8 protein-coding genes are annotated in these 17,919 nt (G+C 66.8%); 3 read left to right on the forward strand and 5 right to left on the reverse strand.

The window, feature by feature from the left end; translation table 11 throughout:
- Positions 1–126 precede the first annotated feature (126 nt).
- A complete protein-coding gene (wecB, locus tag FV560_RS04515; protein ID WP_159619844.1) occupies positions 127–1,209 on the forward strand; it encodes a non-hydrolyzing UDP-N-acetylglucosamine 2-epimerase in 1,083 nt (360 codons plus the stop codon).
- Positions 1,210–1,942: 733 nt separating this feature from the next.
- Here the strand turns inward: wecB and FV560_RS04520 are convergent.
- Positions 1,943–8,218 (reverse strand): RHS repeat-associated core domain-containing protein, encoded by a 6,276-nt coding sequence (locus FV560_RS04520; protein WP_159619846.1) that lies wholly within the window; start codon positions 8,216–8,218, stop codon positions 1,943–1,945.
- 294 nt (positions 8,219–8,512) lie between these two features.
- Between FV560_RS04520 and FV560_RS20500 the strand changes: the two genes are divergently transcribed.
- Positions 8,513–11,401 carry a LamG domain-containing protein gene (locus tag FV560_RS20500; protein WP_159619848.1) on the forward strand — a complete coding sequence of 963 codons (2,889 nt, stop codon included), beginning with the start codon at positions 8,513–8,515 and terminating at the stop codon, positions 11,399–11,401.
- Between the two features lie 198 nt (positions 11,402–11,599).
- Positions 11,600–11,821 carry a UDP-N-acetylglucosamine 2-epimerase gene (locus FV560_RS04530; protein ID WP_159619850.1) on the forward strand — a complete coding sequence of 74 codons (222 nt, stop codon included), beginning with the start codon at positions 11,600–11,602 and terminating at the stop codon, positions 11,819–11,821.
- Positions 11,822–12,241: 420 nt separating this feature from the next.
- Here the strand turns inward: FV560_RS04530 and FV560_RS04535 are convergent, their stop codons facing one another.
- The 4 genes from FV560_RS04535 to FV560_RS04550 all read right to left on the reverse strand — a co-directional run bounded on the left by FV560_RS04535 (position 12,242) and on the right by FV560_RS04550 (position 17,879).
- Positions 12,242–13,099 carry an Rpn family recombination-promoting nuclease/putative transposase gene (locus FV560_RS04535; protein WP_159619852.1) on the reverse strand — a complete coding sequence of 286 codons (858 nt, stop codon included), beginning with the start codon at positions 13,097–13,099 and terminating at the stop codon, positions 12,242–12,244.
- Positions 13,100–13,363: 264 nt separating this feature from the next.
- Positions 13,364–14,488 carry a glycosyltransferase family protein gene (locus FV560_RS04540; RefSeq protein ID WP_159619854.1) on the reverse strand — a complete coding sequence of 375 codons (1,125 nt, stop codon included), beginning with the start codon at positions 14,486–14,488 and terminating at the stop codon, positions 13,364–13,366.
- Positions 14,485–15,960 carry a glycosyltransferase gene (locus tag FV560_RS04545; protein ID WP_159619856.1) on the reverse strand — a complete coding sequence of 492 codons (1,476 nt, stop codon included), beginning with the start codon at positions 15,958–15,960 and terminating at the stop codon, positions 14,485–14,487. Before FV560_RS04545 ends, FV560_RS04540 begins: the two co-directional genes overlap by 4 nt.
- Entirely contained in the window at positions 15,957–17,879 is a 1,923-nt protein-coding gene (locus FV560_RS04550; RefSeq protein ID WP_159619858.1) for an ABC transporter ATP-binding protein, read from the reverse strand. The genes FV560_RS04545 and FV560_RS04550 overlap by 4 nt, the downstream gene beginning before the upstream one ends.
- Positions 17,880–17,919: the final 40 nt, after the last annotated feature.

Raw genomic sequence — 17,919 nt, forward strand, 5'->3', positions numbered from 1 at the left:
CCTGCTCTCCCCTGCCGATCGCCACCTGTTGTCTGCGCACCTGTCGAGTATGGCGTAGCCCGTCGTTGCGGTTCGACCTGGCCGGGGTGACGGCGACCACACGGCTTCGCGTGCCAGACTCGCCATGTGCGCATCGTGAGTGTGGTCGGGGCCAGGCCCCAGTTCGTCAAGCTCGCCCCCGTGGCTTCCGCGTGCCGGGCGGCCGGGGTGGAGCACGTGATCGTGCACACGGGGCAGCACTACGACGCGCTGCTCTCGGACGTGTTCTTCAGTGCGCTGCACATCCCGGAACCGGACGTGCAGCTGGGCATCGGCTCAGGTAGCCACGGGGGGCAGACCGGGGCGATGCTCGCGGCCCTGGAGCCGGTGCTGCGGGCGCAGGATCCGGACTGGGTGCTGGTGTACGGGGACACGAACTCGACGCTCGCCGCGGCGCTGGCGGCGGTGAAGCTGCACCTGCCGGTGGCGCACCTAGAGGCTGGGCTGCGCTCGTTCAACCGCCGCATGCCCGAGGAGCACAACCGGGTGCTGACCGACCATGCCGCCGATCTGCTGCTGGCGCCGACACAGGTGGCCGCCTCACATCTGGCGCGCGAGGGGTTGGCCGAGCGGACCGTGGTGGTCGGGGACGTGATGACGGATGTGGTGCATCAGGTGGCCGGGGCGGTCTCTGGTTCGGATGTGCTGGATCGTCTCGGGGTGAGCGCGGGCGAGTTCAGCGTGGCGACGCTACACCGGGCTGAGAACACCGACGACGCTGGGCGGTTGGCGGCGATCGTGGAGGGGCTGGCTGCCGTGGATCATCCCGTGCTGCTGCTGGCGCATCCGCGGTTGCGGGCGAAAGCTGACGAGCACGGGGTGGCGCTGAGATCTGGTGGTGTCCGGGTGCTCGACCCGCTCGGCTACCCGGATCTGGTGGCACTCGTCTCGCAGGCGCGCGGGGTGATCACCGACTCCGGTGGGCTGCAGAAGGAGGCCTTCGAGTTGCGGGTGCCGTGCACGACGGTGCGGACGGAGACCGAGTGGGTGGAAACGGTGGAGCTGGGGTGGAATGTGCTCGTCGGTCCCGGGGAGATTGCGACGGCCGCGACGCGGGCGCGGCCGGAGGAGACCGATGCAGCGCCGTATGGGGATGGGCATGCGGCTCAGAGGGTGGTGGGGGTGCTGGCAACGCCGATGCCAATCTGGCTTGACTTCCACGGGCAGTGATGGCGGTGGGAGGGTTTGTGCTGGTCAGGGGTTTACGTGAGTCGGTTTCGGGGCTAACTGCGTACACGTCAGCAACTGCACTCTGGACCGCGTCGGCGACGGTGCTGACCTCGGTGGGTGAACCTCGACTGCATGTGCGAATCACACAATCCCCTGGTTCAAGTCAACCGTTCGCGGCGCAGATCCCATGCCTCGAACTTGCTGTCAGACAGCGAGCCGTCAACGCCTTCGACATTCCAGTTCTGGAGGGCGATATCCCTCGACCTCATCAGTCTCCCAATTCTCATCTACATACAGAGTCCACCCCGGATCTGGAAGCTCTTCAACGACTAGAGAACCCCATGCAGGACCCCAACCTTCCTCGGCTACGAACACACGAAACGGAAGATCACCTTCAGTTATTTCATGCGCTCCGGCGCGGCGTTCGTACCCCGCTTCCTCGAGGTCAAATAGAGGCACCTCCCACCACCCCGAAACCTCGGTGGCATCCATTGAGTACCGCACTATCCGGTCGGTTTGAAAGTTGTCGTCCCCCTCCGAATAGAAGGTTATCTCTTCCGGTCGAGTATCGGAGCAACTTTCGTGCATGATCCAAGGGGAGCCGTCGACATCGACATAGATTCCAATGTTGCCAGTGTTGGGAAAGTCAGACCCGAAGGGAATTCGCTCACATCCGGAAATTGCGATCGCGACCAAGGAGATGGACGCGGTCGCCTTAAAGATCTGAGCGCAGTCAATAGCAATCATGGTATCCGCCCTCCGCATAGTCGGCCAACCCTTCATAGATGCCGCAACCCGGATTTCCACGGGTAGCAGCCGCGATAAGAGAATCTACACCATAAAGGATCGCGAATCCTGGCCCATGGACGGCCCACTGGGTACTGTGTCGCGCCTCGTGGCGCGCAACCTGATCAGTCAGGGGTTCATTGTTCCGAATCCACACGACGTTTCCTATAGTCATCGCAGGATTGTTTGTTGGGATGGGGGCATTGTAGCAATAATGCTGCCCAAAGCGGGAATCAAATTCGCAGTCTGCGCCGCCAATCTCTGCCCACTCCAAGCCCATCCGAGTCGTTCCATTGTAGTGGTTCGCAATACCAGATAGTCGACTCATGTACGCAGTGTCTTGCATAAGGTCCCACCAAAGTTGCGGCACGCCGGAGACGATATCCCAGGTAGATATTTCAGGACCTCCGATCTGGCATGTCATTCCCGGGCACCCGCCTGCGTGGGTGAAGGCGCTGGCGATGGCAGGCGAGCTGCTGCTACCACCCGTGGAGGCAGAGCCTGCCCGGTTGCTGGAGCCAGCGCCGCTTGACTCCCCGGATGTAGTTGGAGTCGTACTAGGAGTTGATCCACCGCCCGAGCTTGTCCCCCCGGGCTTGGCCGGATACTTCTTGTCGGCACCCGGCTTGATCTTGTGGTTTGCTCCCTTTCCTGCCTTCGGTCCGGCCTCAAGGAAACCGTCGGAACTGTTGATTCGCGAGGAATTGTTTGTCCAGTCCGGAATCATCCTCCCACCGGTCGCAATGAGCCCTGTGGGGTCGGAGAGTGTTGTGGGGTTTGCGTTGGCGTAGGTGTAAGGGTTCCACTGGTGGGGGTTGGTGGTGTCGATGATGGGGTCGGGGCTGATGAACTGACCGATGGTGGGGTCGTAGTAGCGGGCTCCGATGTGGGTCAGGCCAGTGGTGTCGGTGGGCTTGTTGAGGAAGCCGTGGTCGTCGACCCAGACCGGTTGTGGTCCACGAGGGTTGCCGTAGGGGTCGAAGTAGCGGCGGGTGAGGTCGTTGGTGGTATTGGCGATCGTGATGGTCGCGGTGTGGTGGTGATCGGCGATGGTGGTGTCGAGGTCACCGTTGAATGCTGAAGAACTGGTGCGCGCGGCTACCTGTTGACCGTTGAAGGAGTAGTACCGGGTCGCGGTGATCGTGCCGGCGTCGAGTGCAAGTTCTTGCCCACCGGGCAGGTAGACGGTGGTCTCGCCGTCCTGGTGACGGACCAGGCGTTGCCCTTCGGGGGTGTAGATGTAGTCGTCGGTGCTGGTGCCCTGGGTCAGGGTTTCCAGGCGCCCCTCCGGGTCCCAGGTCAGGGTTTGCTGGGCCTGGCTGGGGAGATCACGGGTGAGAGTGTTTCCGGCGTCGTCGTAGGTGAACTCACTGGTCGTGGTCGTGTTTGGGCCGGTGGTGGTGGTTTCGGTGAGGGTGTGGGCTTGGTTGGTGCCCGCAGTGGGGCGGTCGTATGTGGTGGTGATGTCGCCGCTGGCGCGGTGGTCGGTGAGGCTGGTGCGGTTGCCGGCGTCGTCGTGGGTGTAGGTGTGCCAGTAGGGGGCCGGTCCGCCGAGCCCGGTGGCAGTGCGCGTGGCGGAACAGTCGCCGTTATCGGGAGTCCAGGCGTGGTGGAGGCGGGCCTGGTTATAGGTGAAGCACTGGGTATCGCCGGCGGCGTCGTCGTCGATGCCGAGGAGGTTTCCTGCGTCGTCGTAGGTGTAGGTGATGTCCAGGTCGTAGGAGGTGGCGCCCTCGCGTTGCAACCAGCTCTGGTCGGGCCGGCGGGTGCCGTACTGGTAGGAGTAGTTGATGAGGTTGGCGTGGGAAGCTCCGACGTCCATGATCAGCGGTTCGCCGTAGACGGAGTAGTCGGTGCCGGAGACGTAGACGCCCCATCCGAATCCGCCTGCAGTCCACTCGGGCATGCCGCGGTTGTCGTAGTAGGTCGTGACCGTCTCTGAGCGCAACCCACCGGCGGCGGGATAGGTCGTGGTCTTGGGTTGCCCGTCGAGGGTGTAGGTGTAGCTGGTGGTGTAGTCCCCGGCGAGGGCACCTTCGGCGGTGGGGAGGGTGAGGGTGTGGCCGAGGGGACGGTAGCCGTCGTCGTAACCGGTGATGGTGGTGGTGTAGTCGGCGCCATCGTGATGGCGAGTGGATGAGGTGAGTTGTCCGGCGTCGAGGGTGTCCCAGTCCCAGGTCGAGCGCAGCGTTCCGGTGGCGTTGTTCTCGCGTAGCTCGGTCCGCCGTCCGAGGTGGTCGTACGTGGTGTGCAGGGTTTCCCCGCGGGCGTCTGTGGTCGTGAGGCGTTGGTCGGCAGCGTCGTAGGTATGGGTGCTGGTACCAGTGTCAGGGTCTGTCTGGCTGGTCAGGCGTCCACGTAGGTCGTAGTCCCAGGTCCAGGTGTTGCCGTCGGCGTCGGTCATGGCGGTGCGTTGCCCGGCCGGGTCGTAGTCGTAGGTGACCGCGTCATAGGAGCCGGTCGGGGTGGCGCCTTCGTAGGTGCGCAGCTCGATGAGCTGACCGAAGACATCGGAGATCTCGGTGGTGGGAACACCGCCGTCTGGGGGTGTGGTGGTGGCCCGGTCCCCGCCGTAGGCGATGCTGGTGCGCCATTGTTCGTCTTCACCGATCTCGGTAATCGCCGCGGTCTGACGGCCGGCGCCGTCGTAGGCGTAGCTGGTCCGCAGCGGCACCGCTGCGACAGGCTCGATCACAGTGGTAGCCGGGCTACCGGACGTATACCAGGGGGCGTTGGCGTAGGAGACCAGACCGCGGGAGTCATATACGGTCCCTGCCACGATGCGCCCAGGGGTGTCCCGGTCGGCTGTGGGCGACTGCGTCTGCCGCTCACGCAGCAACCCGTCGTAGAGGGTGATGGTATCGAGGTAGGTGCCGTCGTGGATGAGCCGGGACGTGGTGACCGTGTTCGTTCCCGTGGCCGAGACCGAGTACTCGTACTCCACGTGGGGGGTATCGGTGCCTTGGACCCGGCCGGGTCGCCAGACGTCGGTCAGGCGACCGATCGCGTCGTAGGTGCCGGTGGTGACCTTCCCATTCGGGTCCACGACCTGCGTCTGGGAGCCCCAAGCGGGGTCGAGCGCGGTGGTGGTGGTGTGCGCGGTCAACGGCCCGGCGCCGTCGGGATCGGGGCTGGTGACCGTCATCTGCGTCGCCAGACCACCGGAGGTGGGGGTGTAGCTGGTGGTGGTGGTCCTCCCGAGCGCGTCGGTGACCGCGGTCAGGCGCCCCGTCGCGTCATGGGCAGCCTCTGTGACCGTCTCATAGGTCGGGGTCCCGCTGGAGTACCCAGTCAGGCGCTCCTCGACTGTGACCAGCCCCTGCGTAGGCGCGGTGCCGTAGCTGCCGCCGTCATACAGGGTGCGGGTGTCACTGAGGACATCCGCTGGTCGGGACGGGGTCTGCGCGCAGGCCACCGAGACGGTCTCCTGCCGCTTGTGGGTGGCCACGATGTGGGCGCTGGTGTTGCGCACGTACTCGGTGCGGGTGCACCGCTCGTCGCCGCTGATAGCGAGATCGCCGCGGTCATCGACCTTGATGGGCATGCCGTAGGCATCGTAGGTAGTGATGGTGCGGCTGGTGCGTTCACCACCGGGCAGTGCGGGCGCATCCACCCAGGCATCGACAGTCCCGATAGCGGCGTACCGGGCGGTGCGACCATCGGCCCCGGTCGCGGTGGGGGCGGACTGCCAGGGCGTGTTGGTGGTGGCCGTGATCGCCGCCGCCCCGTCATAGCTGGTCTCGGTGCGCACGATCCCGGCGTAGTGCGGGTGATCGGTGACTCCGTCTACGCTGACGGTTCGGGTTCCCCCGGATGGGGAGGACCGGTCGCCGTGCATGCCGCGGAAGAACTCATACACGGTACGTATCGGGGTGGTTTGTGACGGGTCACCGACGGAGACCTCAACCTCGGCGTATCCGCGGAAGTCCCGCCACGTGCGGTACTCCGGATCGACCAGGTCGTTGTCGGTGTAGTGCCACGCGGCACCACCTTGATAGTCGTAGTTGGTCACGATCGCGTGCGAAGTGCCATCGCCCGGGTGATCGACCGTGCTGGAGACCAGGTACTTGTGGAAGTACTCCTCGATCGGGCCGATCGAACCTTCCGGGTCCCAGGTCACCGGGAAGCAGCGGCGTGTGTTCGTGTGCGCATTGGAGGGCAGGTCACCGGCGGTGCAGTCGATCGGCGTGTAGTTGACCGATGTGGTCGCTCCGGTCTCGGTGGTGATCGAGGAGATCCGGTACCGGTTCATCGGCGGGCCGTTATCACCCAACTCGTCAACTCGGTTGGGCATCTGCACCCCGGCGAAGGTGACTGGCGGCATCTGCACCTGCGGTGAGTCCGCGCGACCGGTGTGCTGGACCTGTTCCAACCACAGATGCCTCGAGGTGGCATCGCCCGGGTCAGGGAAAGAGTGCGTCAGCTCCCACTGGTCAACGCTGCGGTAGGAACCGCCCTCGAGCACGCTCGTCGTGACCTCGACGAGGCGCTTGCGTGTGAAGAACACCGGCGAGAGCACATCTGGGCAGGAGGTGGTCGAGGTGCAGATCAAGTCATACGGCACATCGGGCCAGTGCTCAGCGTTCGCTGACGTCAATTGCGAGGGCGCGCAGGTGATCGACCCCGACGGGAGGCACCGCTCTGCAACATCGAAACTGACCCGCGCTGGAGCGGTGGAGGTCTCCTGCCCTTCACGCTGCGCGTAGTCAATCCTGGACAAGTAGCCGCCACGGTCATAGGCGACGCTTTCGCTATCCAAGTTGAGCCCATACCTGTTGGTCTCGCGCTGATAAAAATACGTCATCGAGTTGCCGGTGGTATCGACCACGTAGTCGAGGTTCCACCGCCACACCTGCTCACACCAAGAGTCAGCGAACACCGAGTCGTAGCACGGCTCTCCCGGGTGGTTGCCGAACACCGGCACCGTCCACGCAGAACGCAACGGCGTGGTATCGGTGGCTGAACGTTGGTCGCGCCCGAAGAAGTACTGTGTGCCATCGGTCGCCGTGACTCGCCAGTACTCCCCGTCCTGCCCATCGTTCCAAGCACCAGTCAAGCGCTCGATTCGCATACCGTTGTCATGCCGGGGCTGCCATTGACCGGAGGTCTCGTCCAGGATCAGCTCATAGGCTTGACCGTCCAGCTGCAAGGTGGCGTTCTGCGTCCCCCAGCACAAATCACCCGTGGTGAGGGAAGCGTTGTTCGCCGACCCATCGGTATCGTCCACGCACGGCACGTAGCTGCGTTCGATGAACCCCGAGGACATCCCCCAGCCCTCACCGATCCACGAGGCCTGGTTGTTGGTATCAGCGACCCGCCCGTCGACCGAACCCGACGAATACCCCAGCCCCAGCTGCGGTGCCGGATAGGACCCGGCCGGCGGAGTCCGGAAGGGGTAGGACCAAGTGAAGTTGCCCGTCCTGGCTGACACGTCCCACGTCGCCGACGGAGCCAACGGAGATGCTGACCAGTCACCACCCGGCCCGCTCTCAGCGGCCATCAGAGCGAACGTGCCCGCCTCGGCCGAATCGAAGGTGGCCGAGACGACCTGCTGCTCCTGATCGTTGACCGAAGACACTGGCGCTGTGCCTGTATCCCTGGCCCCGGTTGCCGGTCCCGGTCCTCGGGAGGCGCACTCGCCGTCGGCGTCCAGATCACAGCCGGGCACCGGCACCAACTGCAAACGGCTAGCCCAGTCTCCACCGAAGGCGTCCGCGTACGCGGAGTAGTCGACACTTACCTGGACCGGCACGTCGAGCTCGGCGGCTGACTCAACCTCAAACAGCACCCCGTCGACACCCGCCGCGGCAGCGGCACTCGCGTCTGCGACGGTGACCTGCACTTGCGGCGCACCCGGTCCACGCGAACCGGCAGCCGAGTCAACCTGCACCGTCACTGGACCCGCCTCGACCCGCCCAGCACCGAGCCTGGCGCGTTCGTGGGCCTGCTCAGGCAACTCCACACGGCGTGCGCGTTCAGCCGGGGGCCAGTCTGGTACCGGCTGCTCAACTGCAACAGGTTCGGCCGCGATCAGGTCCTCACGCTCGCGATCGGGCCACAGACTCTGCCCGTGCTCCCGGCGTTCCTGCGCACTCCACGACGCCCGCTCCTCATCCGAGGGAACATCCGGCTGGGCTCCAGCGGGCGTGACATTCCCGACGACCAGCAGCGCCCCCACCAGCACGCCAACACCCAGAATCCGACCTGAACGCGGAATAGACATCCCTGCCCCCTACCTAGTCGTGTGCTACCCCCTTCACACCGACCACCCCAGTCCCTCAGAAGGGCGAGATACACCCGCCACCCCCTTGGCACCTGCATCAGCGGCGGGCCGCTCGGCATCAAGTGCGCCACAAGTTATCGCAAAGAACCCCTTGCGCGGAACCCCCAATTGCCAACAGAATCTCCACCACGACACAACCGGAGACGAGCTACGCCAGGCTCTACCATCCCGGCACGGCGACCCCACCACAGGGCCGTCACAGGGGGCTCGCCACAATCCACAAGGGGGAACCACGTGCACCGCTCAGCACGCTCAGCCACTGCACTCACCGCTGCCACGGCCCTGGTCCTGACCAGCCTGACGCTCGCCGCACCAGCCAGCGCTGACGACGCACAGGACCCCACCTGTGAAGCCACCAACAACGTCAGCGACGCGACGGCACGGGCATCATCGTGTGGCGAGGAGATCGAGGTCCTCACCGAACGCACCGCGTACGCGACCACCTACGCCACCCCGCAAGGAACCTTCCGCACCGAACACTCCAACTCGCCCGTACGCACGAATCTGCGCGGCGACTGGGAACCGATCGACCCCACCCTCATCGACACCGCTGACGGCATCACCGTTCAAGCGCCGCTGGTCGAAATGGTCTTCTCCGACGGAACACCAGGCCAGCCCCTGGCATCGATCGCCTCAGCCGGTCACACGCTCGAAATGGACGCACCACTTCCCCTGACCCGGCCCCGCATCGATGGACGAACCATCACCTACCCCGACGTCCTCGATGATGTCGACCTGATCCTCTCAGTCCATCCCGACGGCACTGGATTCGCCGAAGTTCTACGCGTGCACACGCCCGAAGCAGCGCGCAGCCCGCAACTGCGGACCCTCGACTTTCCCCTCACCACCACCCCAGGCCTGACCACCACCCCCACCAGCGAGGACGGCAGCGACGGCGAAGACAGCGCCCCGATCGGTGCCGGGTTCACCGCCACCAACGATGCAGGGGAGGAGATCTTCACCTCCCCCGCCCCGATCATGTGGGACTCCGGATCCACCACCACGCTCGTGCCCGCCACCAGCGACACCGGCGAGAGATCTGGCGACGAGCCAGCCCGGGCCACCGCCGTGCAGGACCCCACCACCCCCGGCGAAGGTGATGCGGTCGCTCCCATGGCCAGCGAGCTCACACCGGAGGCGGTGACGATCACCCCGGACCAGGACATGGTCAACAATCCTGACACCATCTGGCCGATCCACATCGACCCCTCGATCTCCGCCACCGGCCCACAACGAACCGTCGTCATGTCCGCCTGGCCCACCCACACCGGCGAATACGGCTTCACCGGCGACGCCGGCGTCGGCTACTGCTCCACCGCCTACGCGGCCTCATGCACCTCCAGCAGCAAGCACCGCATCCTCTACCGCTTTCGCGGCATGAGTACCGTCGGCAGCCTCGACGCCGAGGACATTATCGACGCCGAATTCCGTGTCTATGGCACGCATTCCTGGTCCTGCACCGCCACCAATGTCGAACTGTGGCGAACAGGCCCACTGTCTTCCTCGACGAGTTGGAGCAATCAACCCGGATGGTGGGAACGTCAACAGACCATGGCCCTCGCTCACAAATCCTCCTGCGGAAACCAACGCTGGATCGAATGGGACGCCACGGAAGCAGCCGAGTACACCGCCGCGAACAACTACAGCACGGTCAACTTCGGCCTGCGCGCCTCCAACGAGACCTCCATGCCCAGCTCCTGGCACCGCTACCGCTACGACGCCAAGTTCTCGGTCGAGTACTCACGCCCACCCACCGCCGCTACCGCCATGTCCACCAGCCCTGCCACCACCTGCTCCACGACCAACCCGGCACCAATCCGCGACACCACCCCCACGTTGCGCTGGCGAGTGGCCGACCCCGACGGCGGCAACGTACGCGGCAACATGGACCTCTACCGCATCAGCGACAACACGCGGGTTTGGAACCCGAGCCTGCCCACCCAATCCAGCGGCAGCCAGTTCACCGTCACTGTCCCCTCCCACCGCAACCTCGCCAACGGCCACACCTACGAATGGCGAGCCGGAGGCATCGACGTCACCACCGGACGCTACGGCCCCACCACCCGATGCCGATTCACCATCGACACCACCAACCCCGCCGCACCAGAGGTGGCACCACACACGGCCACCATGCCCGCCACCTACCCCGAAGACACCGTGTCCGGAGCAGTTGGACTCGAAGGCCGTTTCCTCGTCAACAACGCCGGCAACGACATCGACTACTTCCGCTATTCCTTCGACTCCGACGCACTTAACCAAACCGTTGACGCCTGGTCCGACACCGCAGCCAGCATCTACTACACGCCCACCACACCCGGCTCCCACAGACTCCTCGTCCAAGCCGTCGACCACGCCGGCAACACCGGCCCCGTGACCACCTACCGATTCAGCGTCCAATTCCCCGGAACCGCCGCCCACTGGAAACTTGACGACGCCACCGGCACCACCGGCACTGACGAGATCGGCCCCAACGACCTCACCATCTCCACCTCCACCACCTGGACAACCGGCCCCTTCGCCGACCTCGCCGGAGACCCCAACGACACCGCCCTCGGATTCGACGCCACCAGCGACACCGCGCACACCGCGGGGCCAGTCCTCGACACCAGCCAGAGCTACACCGTCATGGCCTACGTCAATCCGAACTCCCTTGGAAGCAGCCCGCAAACAGCAGTTAGCCAAGACGGGCAAGACGTCAGCGCATTCCAACTCGGCTACATCCCACCCGCACACTGCGACGGCGTCAACGACGGGTGCTGGCACATGCAAATCCGCACGATCGACGACGGCGGCAGCACGTACCTCACCCGCCCAACAACCCCCATACCCTCAACCGCGGAAGGCAACTGGATACACCTGACCGGCATCGTTGACACCACCAACGACACCGTCAGCCTCTACACCTGCGACCCCACCGGCACAGCAGAACCCATCCTCGCCGCCACCGAGACCATCACCACCCCCCTCACCTGGACCGCCGGCGGCCCAACCCAACTCGGCCGCGGCATGGCAGCAAGCAACCACTCCAACCACTGGAACGGCACCATCGACGAAGTCCGCCTCTACGACAACGTCATCCCCATCACCACCATCCGCGACGCATGCCGCGGCATGATCTCCTGAGGCCAGAGCGCCACGACCACGACCACGACTAGCGCAAACCCCGGCACCAAGCACCCTTCGCGCCAGTGCTTGCGGGGCAGCCTTCCGGGGTCACGCCGTGTAGGACACGCCGTCCGGCACCCAGTGAGGGACGCCGTCCTGAGACCCTCGATCCCCTCTCAAGACTGCGCTCGCCGCACCAGGGCGGCCATCTCTGAGATGGGGCCACAGAGAGAGGTCTTCGAGCTGCGGGTGCCGTGCACCACGGTGCGGACGGAGACCGAATGGGTGAAGACAGTGGAGCCGGGGTGGAATGTGCTGGTCGGTCCCGGGGAGATCGCGGCGGCCGCGACGCGGGCGCCGCCGGAGGAATCCAACGCGGCGCCGTATGGGGATGGGCGTGCAGCTCAGCGGGTAGTGGAGGCGCTGGCAACGAAGTGATAACCTCGCCTGACTTCCACGGGTAGCGATGGCTATGGGAGTTCGCGCTGGTCAGGGCGCTGCGTGAGTCGGATTCGGGGCTCCCTGCGTACACCTCAGCAACTGCCCTCCGCACGATGTCGGCGTCGACCGGCCGCGGCCGCGGCAACTCGCGCTTCCCTGCGCCGGAGGTGACGTCACTCATCCCTGGCGACGCGACCTCGCCTCGAAACTCGGCGCCAGAGGCCGAACACCACACCGATTCCGGACCACGGAGGGCGGCTTACGTGTCGCACTGGTACCGATCCTCAATGACGACCTGAAGCACAGCGCGAGGTAGTTCCGCCCGATCGGCTCACGCCGACATGACCTCCAAGTATCGACCCTACGGTCCACGTTGAGTCAGCGCCAGGAACGGTCGTCGGCCCCGGGATTAGGGCTTCAATGGAAGATGTCCTCGAGGGTGGTAGCGGTGAGGATGCGGTCGGTCCAGGTGTCGAGCTCGTCGGTGGGGGCGTGCTGGATGCGGTCCTGGTGGTGTTCGGGTAGGGGGCCGAACTTCTGGGTGAGCAGGCGCGCGAGTGTCTCGGCTTGCGATTGGCGTCGGCCTTGTTGCACGCCTTGTTGGAGGCCTTCGCCCCGGCCTCGTTGGATGTACTGCTCGGCGGTGCTGGTCATGTAGGCCTCCCGTGCGGTGGGTCCGAGGCGGGTGAACAACGCTTCGTAGTCTTCTGGTGGTGCGTCCCCGACCAGGAGGACGTATCTCATGATAAGTCCGAACAGGCTCTCCTCGCCGGAATCATGGGGATCGCTGCGGTTGATGACGGCTGCCAGGTCGTCCGCGAACACGGCCAGGTCCACGTCCGGGTGAAGGCTGCTGGTGATGGTCTTGAGCACCACCAGCGTCAGCCGGGCCTCCGCAGTCAACGGCTGCGCCCGCAACTCGTTGATGTCAATCGCGGCGAGGTCTTCGAGGAGGAACTCCAACCGGGGCAGATACGGGGCCATCGCTGCGGCAGTGCCTGGTTCGAGGTCGAGGATGTCGGTCAGGCTGGTCGGCGCCGACCACGGCCGGTCAGGGTGGGCCGGGTTGTGATGAACCACCACCGGGAGAACTGCCGGTAGCCGGGTCGCATCGGGGTGCTGGTCAAGGTGACGACGCCAGATCCGGACCGTGTACTCCATCAACCGGAACGCCATGAGCGGGTCGGGGCTCGACTGGTGTGCGATCAGGGGCCCGTCGGCGCGAGGGTCTTCCGCGAGTGGCCGCTCAGGGTGGTCAGCGTGATCATTGGGCATCCACACGCCGGAGGAACCAGCACCCTTCAGCCGCTGAACGAGTACTGGGGGGGTGCATCGACATATCCCCGCGCGACGCGTACGTGCGCGAGAGCCGGGCCGGGCTGCTGATACGGGCATCCGCGCGGGTCTACGCGGTTGGCCACGGTCACCACTTGACCACCCGCAACCGCCTAACCCGAGCCCGGGTCGAAAGATCGGCCCCTGGAGGCGGGTTCGGTGCCCGGCGGGAATGCGCAGGGACGGGCCAGTCCGTCCGCGCGGTCAGACTGGGCCAGTCCCCCGCTCCAGCGCCCGCACCGCGTCCACCCATCCGCCCGACCGGCGCTCCGCGGCCACCTGCGGCGCCAGCGCGTGCGAGGCCGCCTTCCACTCGGCCACCCGCTGCGGATCGAGACCGTCCAGCACCCGGGCGAGGGACGCCGTCGTGAAATCCTCGGTGACCTCCCCCAGGCCGTGCTCGCGCACCAGGGCGGCCATCTCCGGCGAGGGGCCCACGATGATGCCGAGCCGTGCCTGCACGAAGTCGAAGAACTTGTTCGGCAGCGTCCACCGGTAGTTGAACGTCAGCGGCGGCAGCACGAACACGCCGATGTCGTAGGCCGTCAGGGCCGGCACCAGCTCGGCATAGAGCACCGGATTCAGCACCCGTACACGCACCCCATCCGCCCTCTCCTTCAATTCCGCCAGATACGCCGGGTCGTTCGGCATCAGATACAGATCCAGCGTCACGTCCGTGCTGGTCGCCGCGACCGCGTCGATCATCAGCTCCAGCGTGCGATTGCGCCGCGCGTTGCCCGAGTGCACCAGCCGGATTGGCGCTCCCACCGGACCGGGCTCGGCGTCATGGAAGGCCGTGGCGTTCTCCACCACATCCACCTCGATACCGAACTCGCGCCGATACTCCGCCGCCAGCCCCTGCCCCACCGTGGTCACCGACGCCGCCCGCGCCACGAACCTGCGTACGATCCACCGGTAGTACGGCGCCACGAACAGCCGCCACCGCCACGACTCCTCGTTCTCCCGCGGAGCGTACTCGTGCAGATCCGCGTGCACCCCGCGCCGCGGCTGGAGCCCGAACGCCAGCGGCACGGTGTCGGCGTCGTTGGCCACCACCACGTCCGCCTCACCCACCGGGAGCGTCGCACGCAGATGCGCGATGACGGCGTTCCTCGCCTGCACGCGGGAGTACCGGCGCAGGATGAGGCTCAGGCGGTCCTTGTGCCAGGCCACCAGCTCCGCGGGGATCTCATAGTGAGCCACCGCCTCGGCCGGGGCCGGCCCGTAACCGACCGTGGTCACCTCATGCTCGGCCGCCAGCACCCGCACCTGCTTGAGCACGCGCGCATCCTCGGTGATAGTCGAGAACGAGAGCACCCAGACCTTCACGTCCGGACTCCAGCGAGCACCCGCTCGTACTCGCCCAGCAGCACGCGTGCTTCACCCTCCCAGGTGAGCTCGCGCGCCGCCGCCTGCGCGGCCTCGCGGAACGGCTCCGGATCGGCCAGCACCCGCTCGATCGCCGCGGCCAGATCCTCGGCACCCCCGGTCACGCTGAACACCGCCCCCACCCCGTACTCCGTCACCACAGTCTTGGTGTCGGGCAGGTCAGCGGCCACGATCGGCAGCCCCGCGTGGATGGACTCGAACAGCTTGTTCGGCAGCGAGAACTCATAGCTCAGGCAGGTGGGGCGCACGTACACCACCGACACGTCCGCATCCGCGAGCGCTGTGGCCACCTCGTGCGAGGCCACCGCTCCCACCAGGTGCACTCGGTCGCTCACGCCCGCATCCGCTGCCCGACGGCGCACCACGGCCAGGTAGTCCTCCTCGCCATAGCCCAGCAGCACCAGGTGCACGTGGGCCGGTAGGTGCGCCAGGGCGTCGATCGTCTCCTCGATGCCGCGGCTGGTCGTGATACGCCCGCCGTAGGCGATCACCTGGTCGGTGGCGGCCAGGCCGGCGCGTTCGCGCAGCACCCCGGTCGCCGGGTCGGGCACGGGGGCCGCGGGCGGGATGTTGCGGACCAGCTGGGGGCGGCGGGGTAGACGGTAGGTGCGGTGCAGCCAGCCGGCGATGCTCGGGGAGACAGTGAGCACCGCAGCGGCCCGGCGGATGCCGAGGCGTTCGAGCAGGTGTTCCACGTGCGGGGCCACCGGCCGGGGGCGGACGTTGCGCCTGCGCCACAGCTCGTGGGCGTCGTAGACGATCGCGGCGCCGGTGTGCCGGGCGATGCGCATGGCCGGGGCGAGGGTGTTGCCGTCGTTGGCGTGGATGACATCCGGGTGGAAGGCGACGCCGTCCGAGATCGCGGCCCGCCAGTAGATCGCCAGGCTGACGGTGCGGTAGGTGCGCAGCCACAGATCCAACAGCACGCCGACGGGCTTCGCGGCGACGGCCGGTGCCGGAGTCCCGGTCGGTTCAGTGGGAGGGGATGTGGGGTGCGTTGATGTGGAGGTGGCCAGTTCCTCGGCCCCCGCGACCCGCCGCAGCCGGGCCAGCACCCACCGGTAGGCGTCAGCCAGCCACGGTGCCGAGCGCGCCAGCTGGAACTCCGGCAGCCGCACGATCTGCACCCCGTTCGGGAGCGTCTCACTGCCCTCGGAGTAGCCGGCCCGCTCCCGCGCGACGGCGAGGATCCGCACCTCGCAGCCGGCTGCGCGCAGCGTGGCGGCGGTCTTCAGCACCCGGGTGTCGGCATGGGCGTCGTTGTAGACGAGGATCGCCACCCGTGGGGTGTGCCCGTCCTTGGTCCGCAACTGTGCCTCTCGCAAGGCCTCATCGATAGCGCCTTCGATCTGGCCGGGGTCGGAGTCGCCGTCGGGGATCTGCTCGGGCGGGACGGTCTCGGGATCGGTCACGCTGGTCCGTTCTCGTTGCTGGACTCGTCGGCACTGAGCTGATCATCACTGGGTTCATCGACACCGGGCTCATCGACGCTCGGCTCGTCAACACCGGGCTCGTCACTGGGCCCGTCCACGAGCCCGGCCAGGGCCGCCTGCTGGGCGAAGTCGGGTTCGGCGGCCACGACCTGCTGGAAGGTGCCGTGCGCCACCAGCTCGCCATCACGCATGAAGCACACCGTGTCGCTGTGACGGATCGTGGCCAAGCGGTGCGCCACCACCACGATCGTCACCTCGCCGGCCAGGTCGTTGATCGCGGTGGTCACGGCCGCCTCGGTGGAGGTGTCCAGCGCGGAGGTGGCCTCATCCATCACCAGCACCAGCGGGTCGGTGTACAGCGCCCGGGCGATCCCCAGCCGCTGGCGCTGCCCACCCGAGAGGGCCAGGCCCCGCTCCCCCACCCGGGCGTGAATGCCGCCCTCACGAGCCTCGATCACGTCCAGCAGCTGCGCCCGCTCCAGCGCACGACGCACCCGGGCCTCATCCACCTGGCCGGCATCCCACGTCAGCGCCACGTTCTGCGCCACCGTGGAGTCGAACAAGGACACCTCTTGTGGCACGTAGCCCACCCGGGAACGCCAGTCGGCGAGCACCTCAGTCATCGGCACGTCCCCCACCAGCAGGCGGCCAGACGTCGGCTGCAGCAGTCCCAGCAGCAGGTCCACCAGGGTCGACTTGCCCGAACCGGAGGCGCCCACCAGCGCGAGCGAACGCCCGAACGGCAGGTCGAAGGACACCTCGTGCACGGCGTCGACGTCACTGCCGGGATAGCGGAAGGAGACGTCCCGGACGGCGAGCGAGCGGGCGCCGTCGGGAATCCTCCGGCCATCGGCCGGGGGTGCGCCCTCGCGCCGAGTGGCAGCCGCCCGGATCTCGGTGAGCACCTGCTGGGCGAACGGCATCGAGGCGCCCGTCTGGGCCATGATCGACTGGAACCTCGTGAGGGAGGGCACGATCCGGAAGCCGGCGACGGCGAACAGCGCCACCGCACTGAGGGCGCCTTGCACGGCCGCGTCAGTTCCGCCGTCGGCGTTCTGCAGGTAGCCCACGCCGGCACCCAGGGCGAGGCCACCGATGAGGCCAGCCTCGAGGACATAGCGGGGGACGACGCCGAGGAAGGACATGTTCGCGCGGGCGCGGGAGGAGATGAGGCGCTCGGCGCGCACCACCTCCGCCACCTCCGGGCCCTTGCCACGCAAGGTGATCTCCTTCAGCGAGTGCACCATCTCACTGACCAGGCGCACCGAGCGGGTGGAGTGCTCCCGGTTGCGGCGTCCCGCAGCGACGGCCTTGCGCAACACCCACAGGTACAGCACCGCGCCGATGAGGCCGAAGTAGGCGATCGCCACCAGCGCCATCACCGGCTGGGCGACCAAGAGCACGCCGAGCACTGCGACGAAGGTGACCAACTCGCCGGAGAGCATCGCGGCCGGGATGAGCACCCCGGTCACGGTGGTGGCCACGCCGACGTCGGTGGCGCGCACGAGGTCGGTGGAGTTGCGGCCGAGGCGGTCGGTCCAGGGGGCGTCGAAGAAGGAGTCGAGCAGCTGGGCACCGAGCTCCTGCTCGAACCGGGCGAAGCGGCGGGTGGCCAGCCACTGCAGAGTGATCGCCAGCACGCTCTTGGTCACGATCAGCACCCCAACCGCGCCGATCAGCCACGGCAGCTGGTCGTTGGCGAGGGTGAGGCCGACCACCGGGATGGTGATATCGGTACCGGAGAGCAGCGGGGTGAGGGTGAGGGCGAGCAGACCGAGCGCGGCGACGTCCAGGATCGCCAGGGCCGAGGAGGCGATCGCGAAGGCGATGATGAAGCGGGTGCTGCCCGCGGGAAGCACAGCGAGCAGCTCGCGCACGGTACGCCACAGCACACCCATCGCTGATCACCTCCCTCTCGCCGGACTGGGGTCGAGCCTA

The organism is Ruania rhizosphaerae (assembly GCF_009805705.1).
Lineage (GTDB): Bacteria > Actinomycetota > Actinomycetes > Actinomycetales > Beutenbergiaceae > Ruania > Ruania rhizosphaerae.